A 19,736-nucleotide genomic window follows, 5' to 3' on the forward strand; every position below is an offset into this window, starting at 1 on the left:
AATATCCTTGAAGTACGTCATTCAAAGGTACGTAAATTCAATAAAATATTCATCAAAGTTCGGCTTTTTAGTATTAATTAACACAAAAATGTTATCGTTTCAATAGGTTACTTTTGTGAAAAGCTTTTTTTCAGTATTTTTGATAAAAATAAAAGTTTTAATGAAAAAAATAATTCCTTTTTTAATTGCATTATTTATTACAACAATTAGTAGTTCTCAAAATATAACTCCAACAAATCAATTTAAATTTGAGACTATTTATTACGACGCAATCTATAAATGGGTTGCATTTCCTAAAACAGAAACCGATTCTACATATGTTTACGGTTATATTTATTTAGATATGCAAGCTGGTCTCACTTTTAATCATGAAGGTACCTTTCATATAGACAAAACTGGTAAATTGGTTGGTAGTAAAAAAGAGCCTTATCACATGGTCAAAGTACGTCTAGGAAATAAAACACCCAACGTTGCATTACTTTCACCTACTCAAATCAAAGAATTAAGTGTAATTCCTGTTCCTGATTGGTTGAAAAATTATAAGAAACCTATTGAAGATGCCGAATCGTTAACACGAACAGGTTATCATCTTAATGCTGTAGGCGGAAGTAAAAAGGCTTTAGAGTTTTTATTAAAAGCTTACAAAAAATCACCTCATCATAAAGGTTTGGAGTTTGAATTGGGCTATGCCTACAATGCGCTTGGTCAATATGAAAAAGCTATAGAAATTCTAAACAAAGCGACCACACACGACCCAAAAAATGCTTTATTGTATAAGGAATTTGGTTATGCTTATCTAAACTTACACAAATTACCAGAGGCAGAAGCCATTTATAAAAGAGGTGTTGAAATTGCTACTGATAAAGAATTGAGTTATGAAATGGCAATTAATATGGCTAATTATTATTTCATTCAGAAAAGTAAAGACAAATTCAACGAATGGGCTAATCTTGTAAAGCAAAATGCTTCACCCAATTCACAATACATTAAATACATTGAGTTCTTTGAAAAAGAATGGGAAAGTAAACGATAAAAAAATCCGTTCCTTAGTAATAAAGAACGGATTTTTAATTTTGTACAACCTTACTAAACGTGCAAAGCCCTATTATCTGTTGCTGCCAATGCTGCTTCTTTGATTGCTTCTGCAAAAGTTGGATGCGCATGACTCATTCTTGAAATATCTTCTGCAGACGATCTGAATTCCATTGCTGTAACTGCTTCTGCAATTAAATCGGCACAACGAGCACCAATCATATGAACACCAAGTACCTCATCTGTTTTAGCATCAGCTAAGATTTTTACAAATCCATCAGTATCACCACCTGCACGAGCTCTTCCCAATGCTTTGAATGGAAAACTTCCTGCTTTGTATGCCACACCATCAGCTTTTAATTGCTCTTCTGTTTTACCAACAGCGGCAACTTCTGGCCAAGTATACACAACACCTGGAATTAAATTATAATCAATATGTGGTTTTTGACCTGCTAAAATTTCAGCAACCATTACTCCTTCTTCTTCTGCCTTATGAGCCAACATCGCACCACGAACAACATCTCCAATTGCATAAATATTAGGAACATTTGTTTGTAAATGATCGTTTACTTCTACTTGTCCTCTTTCTGTCAGCTTCACTCCTGCTTTGTCAGCATTCAATCCATCTGTGTAAGGACGACGACCAACAGAAACCAATGAATAATCACCTTCTAAAGTAATAATTTCACCTTTTGCATTTTCAGCTTTCACTGTAACTGTTTTTCCTTTTCTATCAACCGATTGAACTTTGTGAGAAGTATAGAATTTCATTCCTTGTTTCTTCAACACTTTAGTCAATTCTTTTGATAAACCAGCATCCATTCCTGGAATAATTCTGTCCATAAATTCAACAACCGAAACTTCGGCACCCAATCTTAAATAAACTTGACCTAATTCAATTCCGATAACTCCACCACCAATAATCACTAAATGCTTAGGAACTTCTGGTAATTTCAATGCTTCTGTAGAAGTAATTACTCTTTCTTTATCCAATTTAATGAAAGGCAAACTTGATGGTTTAGAACCTGTTGCAATAATAATATTTTTAGCTTCTACTACTTCAGAAGAACCATCAGCTTTGGTAACTTTTACATGAGTAGCATCTTCAAACGAACCAACACCTTCAAGAACTGTAACTTTGTTTTTATCCATAAGGAATTTTACTCCACCAGAGGTTTGGTCAACAACGGCTTGCTTACGTTCAATCATTTTGGTCAAGTTTACTTTTACTTGTCCAGAAACTTCAATTCCATGATCAGCAAAATGTTGTAACTCTTCATAATGATGCGAAGATGCTAAAAGCGCTTTAGAAGGAATACAACCTACATTTAAGCAAGTTCCTCCAAGCGTTGGATATTTTTCAATAATTGCGGTTTTAAAACCTAATTGGGCACAACGAATTGCAGAAACATATCCGCCTGGACCTGAACCTATAATGACTACGTCAAATGAACTCATATTATATATTTTTGTGTGTGTGTGTTTATAAAATAGTGTTGCAAAATTACGAATGTTTTTTGGTATTTTAATTGATAGTGAAAAGTTTTCAAAAGGAATTTACTTTTTTGCTTTTTAACCAACTTCCCTCTCCCACAAAGTCATGAATAAAAAACGCTGTAACCCTTGCTATACAAAGAAAACGTTTTCGTAGATTTCTGTTTTTTATGATATTTATCAGTTTATTTAAGTAGTTAAAATTGGAACTTTGAAGTATAAAATTTAAGCTTTTAAAGAATACTAAAATAAGAACTAAAACTTTTAACTATGAAAAACATTAAAGTCATTCAAGAACTTCACGATTTAGGAATCACTGGCTACCATGAAGTGGTTTATAATCCAACCTACGAAGAATTGTTTCAAGCAGAAACTTCTCATTTCCGTAAAGGATATGAAAAAGGTGCTGTAACCGATTCTGGCGCTGTTGCTGTTAAAACTGGAGTGTTTACAGGACGTTCTCCAAAAGACCGTTACATTGTTAAAGATGATGTTACCAAAGATACTATCTATTGGGACGATAAAGTAAATTTTCCAACATCGCAAGTGGTTTGGAGCGAATTAAAAAAATTGGTTTTGAAACAACTTTCAACTTCTAAAAAATTGTATGTAGTTGACGCTTTTTGTGGAACCAACAAAGATACTCGTCTAAAAGTGCGTTTCGTAATGGAAGTAGCTTGGCAAGCACATTTTGTTACCAATATGTTTATTCGTCCATCTATCTATGAATTAGAAAACTTTGGAGAACCTGATTTTATAGTAATGAACGGTTCTAAAACAACTAATCCAAACTGGAAAGAACACGGATTAAATTCTGAAAACTTCGTATTATTCAATCTTACCGAAAAAATCCAAATCATTGGTGGTACTTGGTATGGTGGTGAAATGAAAAAAGGAATGTTTGCTATGATGAACTATTACCTTCCTCTAAAAGGAATGGCTTCTATGCACTGCTCTGCCAATGTAGGTGAAGATGGAGACGTTGCAATCTTTTTCGGATTATCTAGAACAGGAAAAACTACGCTATCTGCCGATCCAAAACGTTATTTAATTGGTGATGACGAACATGGCTGGGATAACAATGGTGTCTTTAACTACGAAGGTGGTTGTTATGCCAAAGTAATTGATTTATCAGAAGAAAACGAACCAGATATTTGGAGAGCTATCAAACGAGATGCCTTATTAGAAAATGTTGTAGTCAATGAATATGGTGAAGTGGATTACTACGATCACTCTATTACAGAAAACTCTCGTGTTTCTTATCCAATTTATCATATCAATAAAATTGTACTTCCTTCTAAAGCAGGACATGCTAGCAAAATCATTTACTTATCTGCTGATGCTTTTGGTGTACTGCCTCCAGTATCAATATTAGACGAAGAACAAGCTCAATACCATTTCTTGTGCGGATTTACATCTAAATTAGCCGGAACTGAAAGAGGTATCACAGAACCACAACCATCATTCTCTCCAGCTTTTGGTGAAGCTTTCTTAACCTTACACCCAACAATGTATTCTAAAACTTTGGTGGCTAAAATGAAAGAACACAATGCTAAAGCGTATTTAGTAAACACTGGTTGGAATGGAACTGGAAAACGTATCTCTTTAAAAAACACACGCGCCATTATTGATGCCATCATTGATGGAAGTATAGAAAAAGCTGAAACAGTTAAAATTCCGTTTTTGAATTTGACAGCTCCAAAAACATTAGCTAAAGTAGACGACATTCTTGATCCAAGAACTACTTATAAAGATGTGGCTGATTGGGAGAAAAAAGCAAAAGAATTAACAGCGCTTTACAATAAAAACTTTGAGCAATATACCAATACTGAAGAAGGTAAACGTTTGGTAAGTGCTGGACCAAGTTTATAACCACTTTAAACCAATACCAATGGAAAAATTTCACTATCTTTCCATTGGTATTTAAAAGCAACAATAATGGACTGGATAATTGATTTATTTACAAAGCAATCTTTTGCTCAAACGGTGATAATATTCGGTTTAGTCATTGCCTTTGGTATTTGGTTTGGTAAAATTAAAATCTTCGGAATTTCTCTCGGAATGACTTGGGTACTTTTTGTTGGCTTACTATTCTCTTATATTGGTATTTCAGTCAATCATGAATTACAAGATTTCTTGAAAGAATTCGGATTGGTACTATTTGTTTACACCCTTGGATTGCAAGTAGGTCCGGGTTTCTTTGCCTCTCTCAACCGAAACGCTTTGGTTACTAACATGCTAGCAGCATTAGTTGTTATTTTTGGAGTAGCTACAACCTTAATTCTATATTATTTATCTACCAATCCCATATCAATCATGACAGGGATTATGAGTGGTGCTGTTACTAATACGCCTGGTTTAGGAGCGGCTCAAACTACAATTACCAATCTGCATCATGTAACAAATGACAATTCTTTGGTTACTTTAGCATACGCTGTGGCTTATCCTTTTGGGGTTTTTGGGATAATTATCTCAATGGTAGTTTTAAAGAAAATATACAAAGTCGACATCGAACACGAAACCGAATTGCAAAATAAACTCAACAATCTAAGAGAAGATAAAGTCATTTCTAAACATTTGAAATTGGAAAACAAACAATTGATAGGAAAATCTATTAGTGCCATTTTTGAAATGATTAAAACACCTATTGTAGTTTCAAGAATGTTTCATAAAGGAATCATTATTACACCTACTCCAAAAGAAATTTTATCAGAAAATGATGTTTTACTTATTGTTGCGCAAAAAAATACTTTCGATCAATTACATCTTCTTATAGGTTCTGAAAGTGATATGAATCTTAAAACCGCTATTGATAGCAAATTAGTTACAAGTCATGTTGTGGTTACCAATAAAGAAATTACACACAAAAGATTGGGAGATATTCCCGAATTTCACCAACACGATTTTACTTTTACAAGATTGTACCGTGCCGGAACGCAAATGGTGCCTAACGGAAACATCGCTTTACAACTTGGAGATACTGTGAAAGTCGTTGGAACGCAAGAAGGTTTAGAAAGAGTAACCAATGTATTAGGAAATTCCCTAAAACGATTGGAAGTGCCTGACATCGCTCCTATTTTTATCGGAATTGTATTAGGAATCATTGTCGGAAGTATTCCATTTCAAATTCCTAACATTCCGGTTCCTGTTAAAATTGGTTTGGCTGGAGGACCATTAATTATTGCTTTGTTACTAAGTCGTTTTGGAAACAAATTCTATTTGAACAATTACACAACAAACAGCGCCAACTTAATGATAAGAGAACTAGGAATTACCTTATTCCTTGCTAGTGTGGGTTTAAGTAGCGGTTCTAAAATCGCAACTGCTTTTGAAGGTGGTAATGGATTTTACTGGATTGCAATTGGTATCGTAATTACTATTCTTCCTTTGTTGCTTGTTGGTATAATTGCGAAAAAATACTTCAAGAAAAACTATTTCGAAATCTGTGGATTATTGGCTGGAGCTTCAACCGATCCACCTGCATTAGCTTTTGCTTTGAAAATGGCAGGCAATGATATTCCGTCATCAACTTACGCAACGGTTTATCCGTTAACAATGATTATGCGTATTGTAGCGGCACAACTGCTAATTTTAATGTTCACCTAATAATAAAATTTACAAAACAGTATCACAATACAAATGCGGTACTGTTTTTTACTTGTCCAATCATGAAAGTACTGTGCGTACTACCAATATGATTTAAGGTAGTAAGTTTTGTTACCATAAACTCTCGGTATTCTTCCATGTCTTTTACACAAATCTTTAGAATGTAATCATAATCACCGCTAACGTGAAAGCATTCCAATACTTCGTCTAGTTTTACTACTTCGCTTTCAAATTTTGTCAAGAAATCCTTAGAATGCTGTATAAGCTTGATATGACAAAACACCACAAATCCTTTGTCTATTTTATTTCTGTTTAGTAAAGCTACATACTTGTAAATAATTCCTTCTCGCTCTAACTTTTTGATTCGCTCATAAACAGCTGTTACTGATAAATTCAATTTCAAAGAAAGTTCTTTAGTAGTTTTCTTAGTGTCTTCTTGCAAAAGCTGAAGGAGATTCTTGTCGATAGTATCCATGGAAATTAAAAATTAGAAGTTTTCAAAAATCTATAAATTAAAATTTATTGCTTCAAATGTAGTTATATTTTCATTATAAAATAGTTTTTATAGTTTTAAAATCTAATTAATTTAATTACTATTGACTTTTAATCTAATATTAATCAATTTTGAAATCAAATTAACAAATTAACAACTGATAACTGATAACCGACAACAAAAAAACATGAACAACTTCAACCCAGCCGATAAAATACAAGATTTACAATATTTTGGAGAATTTGGTGGTGTAAACCCATCCATTTCTGATAGTTCTACTTATACGTTTCTTTCTGCTAAAACCATGTTTGATACTTTTGAAGGAAATGCTGAAGGATGCTATTTGTATTCACGTCATTCCTCTCCAAGTAATTTATATTTAGACAAAGCTATTGCAGCTATGGAAGGTACAGAAGCGGCTAATGTTTCTGCCTCTGGAATGGGAGCAATTACTCCTACTCTTTTGCAATTGTGCAGTCAAGGCGATCATATTGTTTCTAGCCGAACTATCTATGGTGGAACGTATGCTTTCCTGAAAAACTTCACACCAAAATTTGGCATTAAAACATCCTTTGTTGACATTACCAAACTTGAGGTTGTAGAAGCTGCTATTACGCCAAATACCAAAGTAATTTATTGCGAAACCGTAAGTAATCCGTTGCTTGAGGTTGCTGATATTACCGGGTTGGCTAAGTTGGCTATCAAACACAATTTGAAATTAGTTGTAGACAATACTTTTTCGCCTTTATCGGTAGCTCCTGCCAAAATGGGTGCCGATATTGTCATTCATTCCTTAACTAAATACATCAATGGAAGTAGCGATACTGTTGGCGGTGTAGTTTGTGGTTCTAGAGAATTCATCAACAGTTTAAAAGACGTAAACTCAGGAGCAAGTATGCTTCTTGGACCAACAATGGACAGCTTGAGAAGTGCCTCAGTAATGAAAAATTTACGCACGCTACATATAAGAATGAAGCAACACAGTTACAATGCAATGTATTTGGCAACCAAATTTGAAAACGATGGTTTGAAAGTAGTCTATCCTGGTTTAGCAAGTCATCCAAGTCATCAATTGTATGCTAGTATGATAAATCCAGAATATGGTTTTGGAGGCATGATGACTGTTGACGTTGGTACAATTGACAAAGCCAACGAATTAATGGAGTTAATGCAAGATAGAAATCTAGGTTACCTTGCTGTAAGTTTAGGATTCTACAAAACCTTATTCTCAGCACCAGGAACATCAACATCATCAGAAATTCCTTTAGAAGAACAAAAAGAAATGGGATTAACCGATGGACTAATTCGTTTCTCAATTGGTTTAGATAATGACATTGAACGCACCTACCAAATGATGAAAACTTGTATGGTGGAATTGGGCGTTTTATAGAACTTCAAGTGACAAACTATAATATAGATCCGTTAAAGTTATTCTTTGACGGATTTTTTATTTGAAATAGTAACAAGTTACTGCTTTTTTATATATTTGGAGTATGTAGTTACGAGTTAGATATATCACACCTAATTTGGGTGTAAATGTATGATTTTGTCCTACATATATAATAGTTAGCAACAAGCTTAAACAAACCTGCATAAAAAACCAAAATAGAATATGAGCTTATTAATTCAACAATTAGAAAAATCAAAACAGAATAAAGAACTTTTAAGTTTTACCGTTTATGGTGACGACAGCAAATTTTGGTGCGGATATGTAGTTGATTACTCAGAAGATTTTGTTGCTATACAACATTTTACAAAGTTTGGTAAAAAAGATGGAATAATTGTACATCCAATTGACAACTTTGAAAGGATTGACTTTAATGATGATTATGTAAAAGCAATGGAATGTGTTATCGATTATAGCGACCAAATTTATAAACCTAACACAATGAATCTTGGATTTTCTCAAAGCGAAAATTTTTACCGTAGTGTTTTAATCCAACTTACAGGAAACAAAGATGTGATTGCAAGTTTTGAAATTTCAAATGATGATTATTACTCAGGTTATATAATAGAAGTTTCTGACATAGATTTTGCTATAAATTGCGTTGGAAAAAGTGGAGAAGATTTGGGAATGTCACTATTCAAAATTGAAGATATTACAAGTATTCAATTAGACGATGTGGACAATAGGAGACGGAATATTTTGTTCAAATGGAGAAAAGCCAGTTTGTAACAGCGGTTTCAAGAAATGGCCAGGCAATGTATTTATCTGAAATAGTAAACCATAATAACTTTGGCACTTTTGTAAAATCAAATTACATGAAAAAATATTATTTGCAGTTTATTCCTATTATAATGCTGTTTTCATTTTGTAATCAACAAACAAAAGACTACAAGCTTAGCAAAAATGTTCAAAAGATAGCTGATAATTTATCTAAAGAGAAAGTAGTGCTTTTTGACGAAACTGATAGTATAGAAAAATTCAAAGCTTTAAAAAACGTTGCAACAAATGAAGATTTTGTTTATCTAACAAATTCAAAAATAGCCTTACTAAGATGTTATGCATTTAGAGGTTTAACAGAAAGAAATTACTCTGATATAAGAAAAATTTTTTATAACCATGTAAATGATACATCATCAGTTACTGTCCACTTGACCGGATCTTGTATTGTAGATAAAATATCTGTTCATCAATTTATGTTAGACCAACTACATCCTGTTGGTTCAAAAAGTAAATACAAGCTTAGTAGAAGAGAATTTGACAAATATTATCAATTTAGGTATAAATAAAATCTAGGTAATTAAGATTGCCAAGTACAAGTAATAACAAACTAAAAATGCCTCAAAAAGATGAAACTCTTTGAGGCATTTTACTATTTACTATTCACTAATTACTAATTACTTGCTTATTCAACTTACTATTCTTATAGCTAAATCCAAAGTAAATAGCTAATCCAATTAGCAACCAACAGCTGAAATAAATCCAATTCCAAACACTTAATTCTGCCATCATATATAGACAACAAACCAAACCTAAAAGCGGAATTAAAGACAGGTTTTTACGCCATGACCACGAAGCAAAATACACTAAAGACAATAGGAAAATCCACATCGGTATTTTGTGTTTGAACAATTGAAAACCACTTTCATATTTTAAATTGTTATCAATTGGCAACGAATTAACAATATTCTCATATGCATTATCATCCTCAGAAAATTTGCTCAATACTTCTTCTAAATCGGCTGAAGCGTCTTTAACCAAAAGATTTTGCTGCAAGTAAGTCATCACCTCTTTTACTTGAGTTTCTTCAAGTGAAGTCACAATAGTCGTCGGATTGTTGATTTGTTTTTCATTGGTAATAAAATCCATTGTTGCTTTTTTGTTAACCGTAAAAGCAATGATAGCTCCAACAAGAATTAGCAACGGAAATATATATTTTGAATTCAAATAAGGCGTTTTAAACTTTCCTCTTGGAATATCAGGTTTGTTTTGCAAAACAAGAACTCCAGCACAAACCAAAACAAAGGCAAATAAGGTACCAATACTACACAAATCGGTTACCATAGTAAGATTTAAAAACAAGGCCGGAATTGCCACAACAAATCCAGTTACAATCGTTGCGTAAGAAGGCGTTTTGTATTTTGGATGCACTTTAGAAAATCGTTTTGGCAATAATCCATCACGACTCATACTCATCCAAATTCGAGGTTGTCCCATTTGGAAAACTAATAAAACACTCGCCATTGCCACTACGGCACTCACAGCAATAATTCCTGACATCCATTTTAAATCCAATTTATCAAATACAAATGCTAAAGGATCACCAACATTCAAATCGGCGTAATTCATCATTCCTGTCAAAACTAATGCTATAATAACATACAAAATGGTGCAAATGATAATTGCCCACATCATTCCTTTAGGTAAATCTCTTTGTGGATCTTTACATTCTTCTGCTGTAGTTGAAATAGCATCAAAACCTATATAAGCAAAGAAAACTGCCGAAACACCTTTTAGGATTCCTCCTACTCCATTTGGTGCAAACGGACTCCAATTAGCAGTATCAACATAAAAAACACCAACTGCTATAACTAACAATATGATACAAAGTTTTACAACAACCATCAAGTTACTGGCATTTCTAGACTCTTTCATTCCTCTGTAAACCAGATAGGTAATGAGAACAATAATCAATAATGCAGGTAAATCGGCAACTAAATGAAAAGAACCAATCGTTGGCGATGTGGTGTAGGCTGTATAAGCCAATTGCAAACTTTCCGATAAATTTTCAAATGATTTTCCACCATTCATTAAAGCGGTAGCTTCACTAAACCCTTTAGACGCTGTAAGATAATCCATTTGAATCCATTGTGGTAAATGCAAACCGCCACTTTCGAGTAGTCCTGTAAAATAATCACTCCAGGAAATCGCAACGGTAATATTTCCGATAGCATATTCCATAATTAATGCCCAACCGATAATCCAAGCAATAATTTCGCCAAAAGCTACATACGAATACGTGTAAGCACTACCAGAAACTGGCACCATTGAAGCAAATTCTGCATAAGCAAAAGCAGCAAAACTACAAGCAACAGCCGTAAAGATGAATAAAAAGATAACTGCTGGTCCACCATCGGAACTGGCTTTACCAATGGTACTAAAAATACCAGCGCCAATAATAGCAGCAATACCAAAAGCGGTTAAATCTCTCGCAGTTAAATGTTTGCCCAAACTATTATGTCCGTCGGCTTCATTTCTTGCTACTTGATCATTAATATCTTGTACGGTCTTCTTTCTAAATAATGTGGAAAAATTCATATCTAACGAATAGTTTTTTGATGATTTATACAAAAACAAATATAACATAATTTCACATTGATTTACAAAATTGAAAAACTACAAACTATAATTAAAATCTATTAAAAAATAAATTTAAAGGATAAATTACCTATACTAACTTGTTTTTTAATTTATAAATTTGTTCAAATTAAAATTGAAATTATAAACTATCAACAATAAAAAAGTTTTAAAACTAAACAATTATTAAAATTTATGGAACATTCAAACGACATTAGCAAATGTCCATTTCATCAAAATCAAAAAGGTTTGAGCGATGGTGTGAAAAATCAAGATTGGTGGCCAAAAGCACTTAACTTAGATATTTTACACCAACAAGATTCAAAAACCAATCCTCTTGGTGAGGATTTTGATTATGCATCAGAATTTAAAAAACTGGATTTACAAGCTTTAAAAAATGACTTAAAAGCGTTCATGACAGACAGTCAAGATTGGTGGCCTGCAGATTGGGGACACTATGGTGGATTGATGATTAGAATGGCATGGCACTCTGCTGGAACTTACAGAATTTCTGATGGTCGTGGTGGCTCAGGAACTGGAAACCTTCGTTTTGCTCCTCTTAACAGTTGGCCTGATAATGGAAACCTTGATAAAGCTAGACGCCTTTTATGGCCAATTAAAAAGAAATATGGTAACAAAATTTCATGGGCCGATTTAATGATTTTAGCCGGAAATATGGCTTATGAATCTATGGGATTAAAAGTGTTTGGATTTGCTGGTGGTCGTGAAGATATTTGGCATCCAGAAAAAGATATTTATTGGGGTGCAGAAAAAGAATGGTTGCAAAAATCTGGCGGTGAAGGAAGTCGTTATTCTGGAGAAAGAAATCTAGAAAATCCATTGGCAGCCGTGATGATGGGATTAATTTATGTAAACCCAGAAGGTGTTGATGGACAATCTGATCCATTAAAAACTGCTCATGACATGAGAATTACGTTTCAAAGAATGGCAATGAACGATGAAGAAACAGTTGCATTAACTGCTGGTGGTCACACTGTAGGAAAAGCTCATGGTAATGGTGATGCTTCCGTTTTAGGTCCAGAACCCGAAGGTGGTGCCATCGAAAATCAAGGATTTGGTTGGATGAACCCAAAAGGAAACGGAAATGGCGCTGACACAGTAACAAGTGGATTGGAAGGTGCTTGGACAACGAATCCGACACGTTGGGATAATGAATATTTTACTTTATTATTAAACCACGATTGGGAATTAAAGAAAAGTCCAGCTGGAGCAAGTCAGTGGGAGCCCATAAATATGAAGGAAGAAGACAAGCCAATCGATGCTCACAATCCATCTGTAAGAAGAAATCCTATTATGACTGATGCTGATATGGCACTAAAAATAGATCCTGAGTACAGAAAAATTTCTGAAAAATTTCATAATGACCAAGATTATTTCTCTGAAGTTTTTGCAAGAGCTTGGTTCAAATTAACACACAGAGATTTAGGTCCGAAAGATAGATATTTAGGTGCGGATGTTCCTGCTGAAGATTTAATTTGGCAAGATCCAGTTCCGACTGTAGACTACACTTTATCGGAAGCTGAAGTTGAGGAATTAAAATTAAAATTATTAAATAGCGGACTAACAAGAGCTGAACTAATAAACACAGCTTGGGACAGTGCAAGAACTTTTAGAGGTTCTGACTTTAGAGGTGGCGCAAATGGTTCTAGAATTCGATTAGAACCACAAAGAAATTGGGTTGCAAATGAACCAGAAAGATTACAAAGAGTTTTAACTAAACTTGCCGAAATTCAAGCAGGTTTGAGTAAAAAAGTGAGTATTGCCGATTTAATTGTACTTGGTGGAACAGCAGCTATCGAAAAAGCGGCTCAAGAAGGTGGATTTAACGTAAAAGTTCCGTTCCATGCAGGAAGAGGTGATGCAACGCAAGAAATGACCGATGTAGAATCGTTTGAAGTTTTAGAACCAACCAACGATGCTTTCAGAAACTTTATGAAATCTAAATATGTTGTACAACCTGAAGAATTAATGTTAGACAAAGCACAACTTCTTGGATTGACTGCTGCAGAAATGACCGTTTTAATTGGAGGAATGCGTGTTCTTGGAACCAACTATAACGGAACTAAACACGGCGTTTTCACAAACAATGAAGGCGTTTTAAGTAATGATTTCTTTGTAAACTTAACCGATATGAACTACAGTTGGAAACCAGCAGGCGATAATTTATACAACATCGTTGACAAAAAATCGGGTGCAACCAAATGGACTGCTACTAGAGTGGATTTAGTTTTTGGTTCTAATTCTGTTTTGAGAGCTTACGCTGAAGTGTATGCCCAAGACGATAACAAAGAAAAATTTGTAAAAGATTTTATCAATACTTGGTCAAAAGTGATGCATTTAGATCGTTTTGATTTGAAATAAGAACTTCCAAGTTATTATTGTTTTTCTATAAAACCACCTTTTTAAGGTGGTTTTTGTTTTTTATGCAATTAATAGCACTTAAAAAAACACATAGTGAAATTTTTATATCAATACTTTATAAGAAATTTATTGATATTTTTTTTTCTATTAAATCATTGTAAAATGTAATAAATATCATGTTTTATATAACATTTATGGTAGTAAATTTGTAATCAGAAAAACAATAATAACATTAAAGAAAAACAATCATGGCATTAGTTGGAAAACAATTCCCAAACATTACAGTAGACGCCATCTCTTTTATGGGAGATAACTTAAGGATCAACGTTTTAGAAGAAGCAAAAAACAACAAGAAAAAAGTAATTTTATTCTGGTATCCAAAAGATTTTACTTTTGTTTGCCCAACAGAATTACATGCTTTTCAAGCAGCGCTTCAAGAATTTGAAAAAAGAAACACAACTATTATTGGTGCTTCTTGCGATACTAACGAAGTTCACTTTGCTTGGTTGAACACAGCTAAAGACAATGGTGGAATTGAAGGTGTAACCTACCCTATTTTGGCAGATACTACACGTAACCTTTCAGCTGCTTTAGATATTCTTGATGCCGAATGGGTTTACAATGAAGAAATCAACGACGAAATCCTTGAAGGTTCGAATGTAACTTTCAGAGCAACTTACTTAATTGACGAAGACGGAAAAATCTTCCACGAAAGTGTAAACGACATGCCATTAGGAAGAAACGTAAACGAGTACTTGAGATTAATCGATGCTTACACACACGTTCAAACTAAAGGTGAAGTTTGTCCTGCAAACTGGGAAGAAGGAAAAGACGCAATGAGCGCTGATAGAAATTCAACTGCTGCTTATTTAGCTTCTCACTAATTCAGTGACAAAAATCAATTACAACAATTAAAATCAACTTCAATATCAATAGTTAAAACACAATCAAGTTTGTTTTATTTTTCAAATTTTTAATGTTGTAAAATTTGAATTTTGAAATTGAAGTTGAAATTTGAAATTTTAAAAATATGTTTACAGAAATAGAACAAGATAATTTAGCCGAAGTAGTAGCTTCTAATAATGTGGTGGTAGTTCAATATGCTGCAAGTTGGTGTGGTAATTGTCGTATTATGAAACCAAAATTCAAGATGTTGGCTTCTCAAAACGAAAGCGTTCCTTTTTTGATTGTAGATGCGGAAAAATTTCCTGAGTCAAGAAAAATGGCTAAAGTGGATAATCTTCCAACCTTTGCAACCTTTAAAAATGGCGTTTTAGTAAACCAAAGCCAAACAACTAAACTAGAAGTATTGACCGAATTGGTGAATGAAGTAGTATAATTTTGATTGTTAGATTTGTAGATTTTTGGATATATCTATTTTTCTAACAATCTAACAATCCAAAAATCTAAAAAATGAAATTACCTGTAATAAAACACTTAGCGCAATTTATAGAAGACAACGATCAAGACTATTTAGTTGAAACGATTGAAGTGTTGGAAAATCTTTGCGAAGTTCCGAGTTTGAAGGACGAAGAATTGGAAGTCATTGGCGAGTTAATTTCTAACATGTATGGCGCCATCGAAGTCAATAAAATGATTAAAGACGGTAAAGACAAGAAAGAAGCACTCAACGACTTCATGAAACGTGTACTCGGCTCCATCGATAAATAAAAAACAAACTCTCAAGAAATTGGGAGTTTTTTGTTTGTGATTTGTTGGAATTTGATATATTTGATTAAAATAAGCTAAAAGTAGCGCTAATCATACCAAATTTGGGTGTATAGGCGCTATATTGTAGCGACTATATACAAGTTGGTGGCAATTTTACCTCAGAACGGACGAAAAAACAAACAAATAAAAATGCTAAAAAAAAATCTATTACTTATCTTACTTGTTTCATTAAATTTAATTAATGCTCAAGACAAACCAAATGACTATTCAAAAAATTTTAATATTGAATTAAAAGTTTGGAAAAATACATTTACTAACTTTAAACTAACAGAATTTAAAGAAGAAGAAAAAACAAATTTTAAAGACTTATATTCAGAAAATGTTTCTTTTAAAGAATTAAATGAAGAATACAAAATTATTGGAACATATTCACCAAATAAAACAAAATTCGTAGACATCTATTCATACTTAAATTTAGAGAAAAGCGGAAATACATATGAGGCGATAATTGATGTTGACCAAAATATTGATTTATATAGAATTTCAGAAAACAAAAGAATTAGATTAGTTAGTTGTGGGAGTTCAAAGGGTATTGATGAAGTTCTTTGGGTAACTGAAAAAAAATTATTATTAGTCGGAACACAATATTCGGAAATTCAAAAACCAATAATAATAATTGTAGATTTTGAAAATTTAACTGTAACTGAATTCAGCAATACAAACAATAATTGTAAGCAAAAAACAAAATATAAATCACCAAAAATCAATAAATTAAAAATTAAAGGTATCTAAAAATGAAAAAAATCTTATCTACAATTGCTTTATCACTTCTTTTATTTTCTTGCAAGCAAGAAAATAAAAATGAAATTAAAAATGATTATTCAGAAATCTTTAATTCAAAGGAGTTATTAGATTTGAAAAACACAATTACAGAGCCTAAAGAAAAATATAATTTTTATAAGCACTTATATTTAGTTACAACATTTGAAGATTTGAAAAAGTCTGATGATAAAGATTTAAGTGAATTAAAAAATTATTCTGATAAAACCTTAATGGAATTAAGTACAATCATTAATGATGAATACATTTCTAATGGAAAGGATGAAGATATGGATTCAATTCCAAGTTATACAGGTTTATTTACAAGAAATCAAATAACAACAAAACTTGATAGTGTATTTTCGACAAAAAAATATGATCTTTCTGCTGTAATGCACGAAACTTTTGTTGGAACATTAAATGGTGGAACTCGAATTGCATCGATTAAAAATAATGTAGTTACAATAGAACGAGAATTTGGTACAGGAGCAAGTTTATTTTATACTAATGTATTAGTTGAAAATAACAAAGTAACAAATCTTGGACAAGTCTACGATTATTTAAGAAAATCGGAATATGATAAATTAGAAAACGAAATATATAAAATAAATACCAATTTCAGAGATGCTTGCTACAGAGAATGTGCGAAAATTGAAAAAACAAAAAATAACACAAATTTAATTAGCTTCACAGGATATGCTAACGATGATGCTGGTTGTTGCCCAACTTTTTCAATAAGTTACGAAACAATTGATTTTATAACAATTATTCCAAATTCAGTAAAAGTTAAAGTACAAAAATAAAAAACTGCCACCAACAGCAGTTTCACGAAATTGCGGGGTTTGGGATTTATCAGAATTGGTAATTTTTGAAACTAAATTTTGTCTATATTTGTAATCGAAAGTGTTGAAAATCCGCAACTTCGTGAAGCGGCGACACGTTAGCAGTAACCATAAAAAAACTCTCCGTAAAATTTGATATTATACCAAAACTTGGTATATTTGTTTTTTAAATTTATTTGTCATGGCAAAAAACACATCAATACTATTAGGAGATTATTTTGATGATTTTATTAATCAGCAATTAAGAAGTGGTCGGTTTTCTTCAGCAAGCGAAGTTGTAAGAACTGCATTAAGAATGTTTGAGCAAGAAGAATCAAAAAAAGCTGAACTTATCAAAGAACTTAAAAAAGGAGAAAAATCTGGATTTGTAAAAGATTTTAACAGAGATACTTTTTTAAAGGATTTACATAACAAACATTTGAGTAAATGATTTACAAAGTAAGTAAAGAAGCATCAAATGATCTTGAAAAAATTTGGCTTTATACAAACGAAACTTGGTCTGCAGAACAAGCTGACAGATATTTGAATTTGATTTTTGATGAAATAGAATATCTATGTCAAAAACCAAATTCAGGTTCTGATTTTAGCCATGTCAGAAAAGATTATTTACGTTCTCGGGTCAAATCCCATTTTATTTTCTACAAAATCAACGAAAAACAAAGTGAGTTACAGATTATCCGAATTCTCCATCAACAAATGGATATAGAAAATCGGCTAAACGAATAAAATGGCAACTGCTAACAGCGATTTGCTTCAATGGTGAGGCTCGAGATTTATTTGAAATCGGAAAGGTTTTTAATTTAAAGTTTTGTTTATATTTGAGAAGGCTTAGTCTTGGTTCATCGCCACTTCTTAAAGCCGAGAAAAGTAATAGGCTATTTTAAAAAAAACTTCATAAATCAATGAAAATAAATCCTTTAATTATTTTTACTTTTCTTCTAACGTTCAATGCGTTTGCGTGTTTAAATGGAGAAACTAAAATCCTCAAAAATGGTGCATTTATCTATGAAGATTATCAAGGAATTGTACCAAATGGTCATAATTTTAATGTAGACAATTTCCCAAGACTGATCAAACAACTAGATAGTCTATATAAAGCAACAAATGATTTAGACTATCTGTCCGATAAAGGTTATGTACTGATTATAAGCAAAAAATATTTAGAAGCTTTAGATGTTTATTTTCAAATTGAAAAAATTAAACCAAATAGATATTCAACAGCATCAAATATTGGTACAATATATGAGTTACTTGGAAAAAACAAAGAGGCATTAAATTGGATAAATAAATCAATTCAAATAAACCCTAAATCTCATAAAGGTTCTGAATGGATTCATTCTAAAATTCTTGAAGCAAAAATTAGAGGTGAAAAATATATTACTTCAAATTTCTTGATAAATCTTGATTCAGATAACGATAGAACTCTTGCTCAATTATCAAAATCTAAACGAAAAGAGCTAATAAATGCTTTATATTATCAACTAAATGAGAGAGTATCATTTATAAAAGATAAAGACAAAATTATTGCTCAATTACTTTTTGACTTAGCTAATCTTTTAGTTATCGACGGAAATAGTTCAGATGCTGTAATAATCTATATTAAGGCGGAAAAGTATGGTTATTCGCCCGAAAAAATTCATAATAAAATTATTAATACTAGCTGGAAATCTACCGTTTCTATCAATAAAAAAAATAAAAGCAATGAAACTTATAAAATCGTTGTTGTTGTTCAGCTAGTTATTATCTTAATACTTTTGTTTTTACTATTGAAAAGAAAAAAAACATTAAAATAAAACTGTCTTTAACACATGTTTGCCAAAATTTCTGGGCGCGCGCTTCCTGTTTTTTTCTTCGCGAAAAATAATCTGGTAGCTACAATTCTATCTTTCAAAGAAAACTTGTAGTTTTGTTTGTTCCCTGATTGCAGAAGCATCAGACGCAATGAACTGGAATATTATAAGCTATTTTTCTAAAAATCAAAAATTACATATGGAAGAGTTCGAAGAATTTGATAATGGTACTATAAAAACTGATTCAGTTAAAAAAAATATTGCTGGTTTAATTGATGCGATTGTAATAATTATCTTTTACTGTATTTCTTATTTTTTAAATATCTCATATTTTATTAATTTAATAGATACTTTTAAAATTCTATACATTTTTGCAATTTTTTTAATTTATCGATTAGTTTCAATTATTATAATAAAGCGAACTCTAGGAATGACTTTAGTTGGAATAGAATTCTCAAAAGGAGATCGAACAGAACTGAATCTAAAAGAAAAATTATTGACTATAATAATGGTATATATAAATGGCGTTGACTGTTTTAACAAAAAATAAGACAGCCTACAACAATAGTCCTTAACTATTGCTGAGCTTGAACTTGCTATTTAATTTTCATGGACAATAAGCTGGTTATTAAAATTTTATCTTTTAAAAAATCGCAGAATAGTTTTGGTAAGTCTTCGCGCAGCAACAGACATAAAGCCTGGGAACGTCAGGCTGTGAAAAAACTCTTTTTTCATTTTAAAATCAAAACACACAACTTATATTACTTCGATTTAAGCTAAGTTAATTTTTGATTTATTTTGGTTTG

The 19,736-nt window shown here is 32.1% G+C and carries 19 protein-coding genes; 16 read left to right on the forward strand and 3 right to left on the reverse strand.

Going from position 1 to position 19,736, the window contains the following annotated elements:
• The first annotated feature begins 160 nt into the window (after positions 1 to 160).
• A complete protein-coding gene (locus tag ABD771_RS12100; protein WP_345094919.1) occupies positions 161 to 1,033 on the forward strand; it encodes a tetratricopeptide repeat protein in 873 nt (290 codons plus the stop codon).
• A gap of 53 nt (positions 1,034 to 1,086) precedes the next feature.
• Here ABD771_RS12100 and lpdA read toward each other — a convergent pair whose 3' ends face one another.
• Entirely contained in the window at positions 1,087 to 2,490 is a 1,404-nt protein-coding gene (lpdA, locus tag ABD771_RS12105) for a dihydrolipoyl dehydrogenase (protein WP_345094922.1), read from the reverse strand.
• Positions 2,491 to 2,796: 306 nt separating this feature from the next.
• Here lpdA and pckA point away from each other — a divergent pair, with 306 nt between their 5' ends.
• Both pckA and ABD771_RS12115 read left to right on the forward strand, forming a co-directional pair.
• Positions 2,797 to 4,398 carry a phosphoenolpyruvate carboxykinase (ATP) gene (gene pckA, locus ABD771_RS12110; RefSeq protein WP_345094924.1) on the forward strand — a complete coding sequence of 534 codons (1,602 nt, stop codon included), beginning with the start codon at positions 2,797 to 2,799 and terminating at the stop codon, positions 4,396 to 4,398.
• A 66-nt stretch (positions 4,399 to 4,464) separates the two neighbouring features.
• Positions 4,465 to 6,132 carry a putative transporter gene (locus ABD771_RS12115; protein WP_345094926.1) on the forward strand — a complete coding sequence of 556 codons (1,668 nt, stop codon included), beginning with the start codon at positions 4,465 to 4,467 and terminating at the stop codon, positions 6,130 to 6,132.
• Between the two features lie 22 nt (positions 6,133 to 6,154).
• Here the strand turns inward: ABD771_RS12115 and ABD771_RS12120 are convergent, their stop codons facing one another.
• Positions 6,155 to 6,607, reverse strand: coding sequence for an Lrp/AsnC family transcriptional regulator (locus ABD771_RS12120; RefSeq protein ID WP_425556487.1), 453 nt, complete (start codon positions 6,605 to 6,607; stop codon positions 6,155 to 6,157).
• A gap of 205 nt (positions 6,608 to 6,812) precedes the next feature.
• Here ABD771_RS12120 and ABD771_RS12125 point away from each other — a divergent pair, with 205 nt between their 5' ends.
• The 3 genes from ABD771_RS12125 (at position 6,813) to ABD771_RS12135 (ending at position 9,358) form a co-directional block, all read left to right on the forward strand.
• Positions 6,813 to 8,015, forward strand: a complete 1,203-nt coding sequence (locus ABD771_RS12125) for an aminotransferase class V-fold PLP-dependent enzyme (protein ID WP_345094928.1) — start codon at positions 6,813 to 6,815, stop codon at positions 8,013 to 8,015.
• Between the two features lie 222 nt (positions 8,016 to 8,237).
• Positions 8,238 to 8,801, forward strand: coding sequence for a hypothetical protein (locus ABD771_RS12130; RefSeq protein ID WP_345094930.1), 564 nt, complete (start codon positions 8,238 to 8,240; stop codon positions 8,799 to 8,801).
• Entirely contained in the window at positions 8,780 to 9,358 is a 579-nt protein-coding gene (locus tag ABD771_RS12135; protein ID WP_345094932.1) for a hypothetical protein, read from the forward strand. Before ABD771_RS12130 ends, ABD771_RS12135 begins: the two co-directional genes overlap by 22 nt.
• Before the next feature lie 97 nt (positions 9,359 to 9,455).
• Here the strand turns inward: ABD771_RS12135 and ABD771_RS12140 are convergent, their stop codons facing one another.
• Positions 9,456 to 11,387: an amino acid permease gene (locus ABD771_RS12140; protein ID WP_345094934.1), complete on the reverse strand. Its 1,932-nt coding sequence runs from the start codon at positions 11,385 to 11,387 to the stop codon at positions 9,456 to 9,458.
• A gap of 234 nt (positions 11,388 to 11,621) precedes the next feature.
• Here ABD771_RS12140 and katG point away from each other — a divergent pair, with 234 nt between their 5' ends.
• The 10 genes from katG to ABD771_RS12190 all read left to right on the forward strand — a co-directional run bounded on the left by katG (position 11,622) and on the right by ABD771_RS12190 (position 19,480).
• Positions 11,622 to 13,808: a catalase/peroxidase HPI gene (katG, locus tag ABD771_RS12145; protein ID WP_345094936.1), complete on the forward strand. Its 2,187-nt coding sequence runs from the start codon at positions 11,622 to 11,624 to the stop codon at positions 13,806 to 13,808.
• 248 nt (positions 13,809 to 14,056) lie between these two features.
• Positions 14,057 to 14,692, forward strand: a complete 636-nt coding sequence (locus ABD771_RS12150; protein WP_345094939.1) for a peroxiredoxin — start codon at positions 14,057 to 14,059, stop codon at positions 14,690 to 14,692.
• 146 nt (positions 14,693 to 14,838) lie between these two features.
• Positions 14,839 to 15,147, forward strand: a complete 309-nt coding sequence (locus tag ABD771_RS12155; RefSeq protein ID WP_345094941.1) for a thioredoxin family protein — start codon at positions 14,839 to 14,841, stop codon at positions 15,145 to 15,147.
• A 74-nt stretch (positions 15,148 to 15,221) separates the two neighbouring features.
• The gene (locus ABD771_RS12160; protein WP_345094944.1) at positions 15,222 to 15,479 is read left to right on the forward strand and encodes a DUF6952 family protein; all 258 of its coding nucleotides are present in this window, start codon (positions 15,222 to 15,224) and stop codon (positions 15,477 to 15,479) included.
• A 189-nt stretch (positions 15,480 to 15,668) separates the two neighbouring features.
• A complete protein-coding gene (locus ABD771_RS12165; protein WP_345094946.1) occupies positions 15,669 to 16,271 on the forward strand; it encodes a hypothetical protein in 603 nt (200 codons plus the stop codon).
• 2 nt (positions 16,272 to 16,273) lie between these two features.
• A complete protein-coding gene (locus ABD771_RS12170; RefSeq protein ID WP_345094948.1) occupies positions 16,274 to 17,101 on the forward strand; it encodes a hypothetical protein in 828 nt (275 codons plus the stop codon).
• Between the two features lie 220 nt (positions 17,102 to 17,321).
• Entirely contained in the window at positions 17,322 to 17,570 is a 249-nt protein-coding gene (locus tag ABD771_RS12175) for a type II toxin-antitoxin system ParD family antitoxin (RefSeq protein WP_133606406.1), read from the forward strand.
• Positions 17,567 to 17,866 carry a type II toxin-antitoxin system RelE/ParE family toxin gene (locus ABD771_RS12180; protein ID WP_345094955.1) on the forward strand — a complete coding sequence of 100 codons (300 nt, stop codon included), beginning with the start codon at positions 17,567 to 17,569 and terminating at the stop codon, positions 17,864 to 17,866. Before ABD771_RS12175 ends, ABD771_RS12180 begins: the two co-directional genes overlap by 4 nt.
• 176 nt (positions 17,867 to 18,042) lie before the next feature.
• A complete protein-coding gene (locus ABD771_RS12185; protein ID WP_345094958.1) occupies positions 18,043 to 18,933 on the forward strand; it encodes a tetratricopeptide repeat protein in 891 nt (296 codons plus the stop codon).
• Between the two features lie 196 nt (positions 18,934 to 19,129).
• Complete coding sequence (locus tag ABD771_RS12190; RefSeq protein ID WP_345094960.1) at positions 19,130 to 19,480, forward strand: hypothetical protein; 351 nt, start codon at positions 19,130 to 19,132, stop codon at positions 19,478 to 19,480.
• Positions 19,481 to 19,736 lie beyond the last annotated feature (256 nt).

The organism is Flavobacterium chungnamense (assembly GCF_039539165.1).
GTDB classification, from domain to species: domain Bacteria; phylum Bacteroidota; class Bacteroidia; order Flavobacteriales; family Flavobacteriaceae; genus Flavobacterium; species Flavobacterium chungnamense.

Excerpts from the sequence above, each read along its gene's own strand:
- ABD771_RS12100 (WP_345094919.1), top strand. The coding sequence starts at position 161 with ATGAAAAAAATAATTCCTTTTTTAATTGCATTATTTATTACAACAATT.
- lpdA (WP_345094922.1), bottom strand. The coding sequence starts at position 2,490 with ATGAGTTCATTTGACGTAGTCATTATAGGTTCAGGTCCAGGCGGATAT.
- pckA (WP_345094924.1), top strand. The coding sequence starts at position 2,797 with ATGAAAAACATTAAAGTCATTCAAGAACTTCACGATTTAGGAATCACT.
- ABD771_RS12115 (WP_345094926.1), top strand. The coding sequence starts at position 4,465 with ATGGACTGGATAATTGATTTATTTACAAAGCAATCTTTTGCTCAAACG.
- ABD771_RS12120 (WP_425556487.1), bottom strand. The coding sequence starts at position 6,607 with ATGGATACTATCGACAAGAATCTCCTTCAGCTTTTGCAAGAAGACACT.
- ABD771_RS12125 (WP_345094928.1), top strand. The coding sequence starts at position 6,813 with ATGAACAACTTCAACCCAGCCGATAAAATACAAGATTTACAATATTTT.
- ABD771_RS12130 (WP_345094930.1), top strand. The coding sequence starts at position 8,238 with ATGAGCTTATTAATTCAACAATTAGAAAAATCAAAACAGAATAAAGAA.
- ABD771_RS12135 (WP_345094932.1), top strand. The coding sequence starts at position 8,780 with ATGGAGAAAAGCCAGTTTGTAACAGCGGTTTCAAGAAATGGCCAGGCA.
- ABD771_RS12140 (WP_345094934.1), bottom strand. The coding sequence starts at position 11,387 with ATGAATTTTTCCACATTATTTAGAAAGAAGACCGTACAAGATATTAAT.
- katG (WP_345094936.1), top strand. The coding sequence starts at position 11,622 with ATGGAACATTCAAACGACATTAGCAAATGTCCATTTCATCAAAATCAA.
- ABD771_RS12150 (WP_345094939.1), top strand. The coding sequence starts at position 14,057 with ATGGCATTAGTTGGAAAACAATTCCCAAACATTACAGTAGACGCCATC.
- ABD771_RS12155 (WP_345094941.1), top strand. The coding sequence starts at position 14,839 with ATGTTTACAGAAATAGAACAAGATAATTTAGCCGAAGTAGTAGCTTCT.
- ABD771_RS12160 (WP_345094944.1), top strand. The coding sequence starts at position 15,222 with ATGAAATTACCTGTAATAAAACACTTAGCGCAATTTATAGAAGACAAC.
- ABD771_RS12165 (WP_345094946.1), top strand. The coding sequence starts at position 15,669 with ATGCTAAAAAAAAATCTATTACTTATCTTACTTGTTTCATTAAATTTA.
- ABD771_RS12170 (WP_345094948.1), top strand. The coding sequence starts at position 16,274 with ATGAAAAAAATCTTATCTACAATTGCTTTATCACTTCTTTTATTTTCT.
- ABD771_RS12175 (WP_133606406.1), top strand. The coding sequence starts at position 17,322 with ATGGCAAAAAACACATCAATACTATTAGGAGATTATTTTGATGATTTT.
- ABD771_RS12180 (WP_345094955.1), top strand. The coding sequence starts at position 17,567 with ATGATTTACAAAGTAAGTAAAGAAGCATCAAATGATCTTGAAAAAATT.
- ABD771_RS12185 (WP_345094958.1), top strand. The coding sequence starts at position 18,043 with ATGAAAATAAATCCTTTAATTATTTTTACTTTTCTTCTAACGTTCAAT.
- ABD771_RS12190 (WP_345094960.1), top strand. The coding sequence starts at position 19,130 with ATGGAAGAGTTCGAAGAATTTGATAATGGTACTATAAAAACTGATTCA.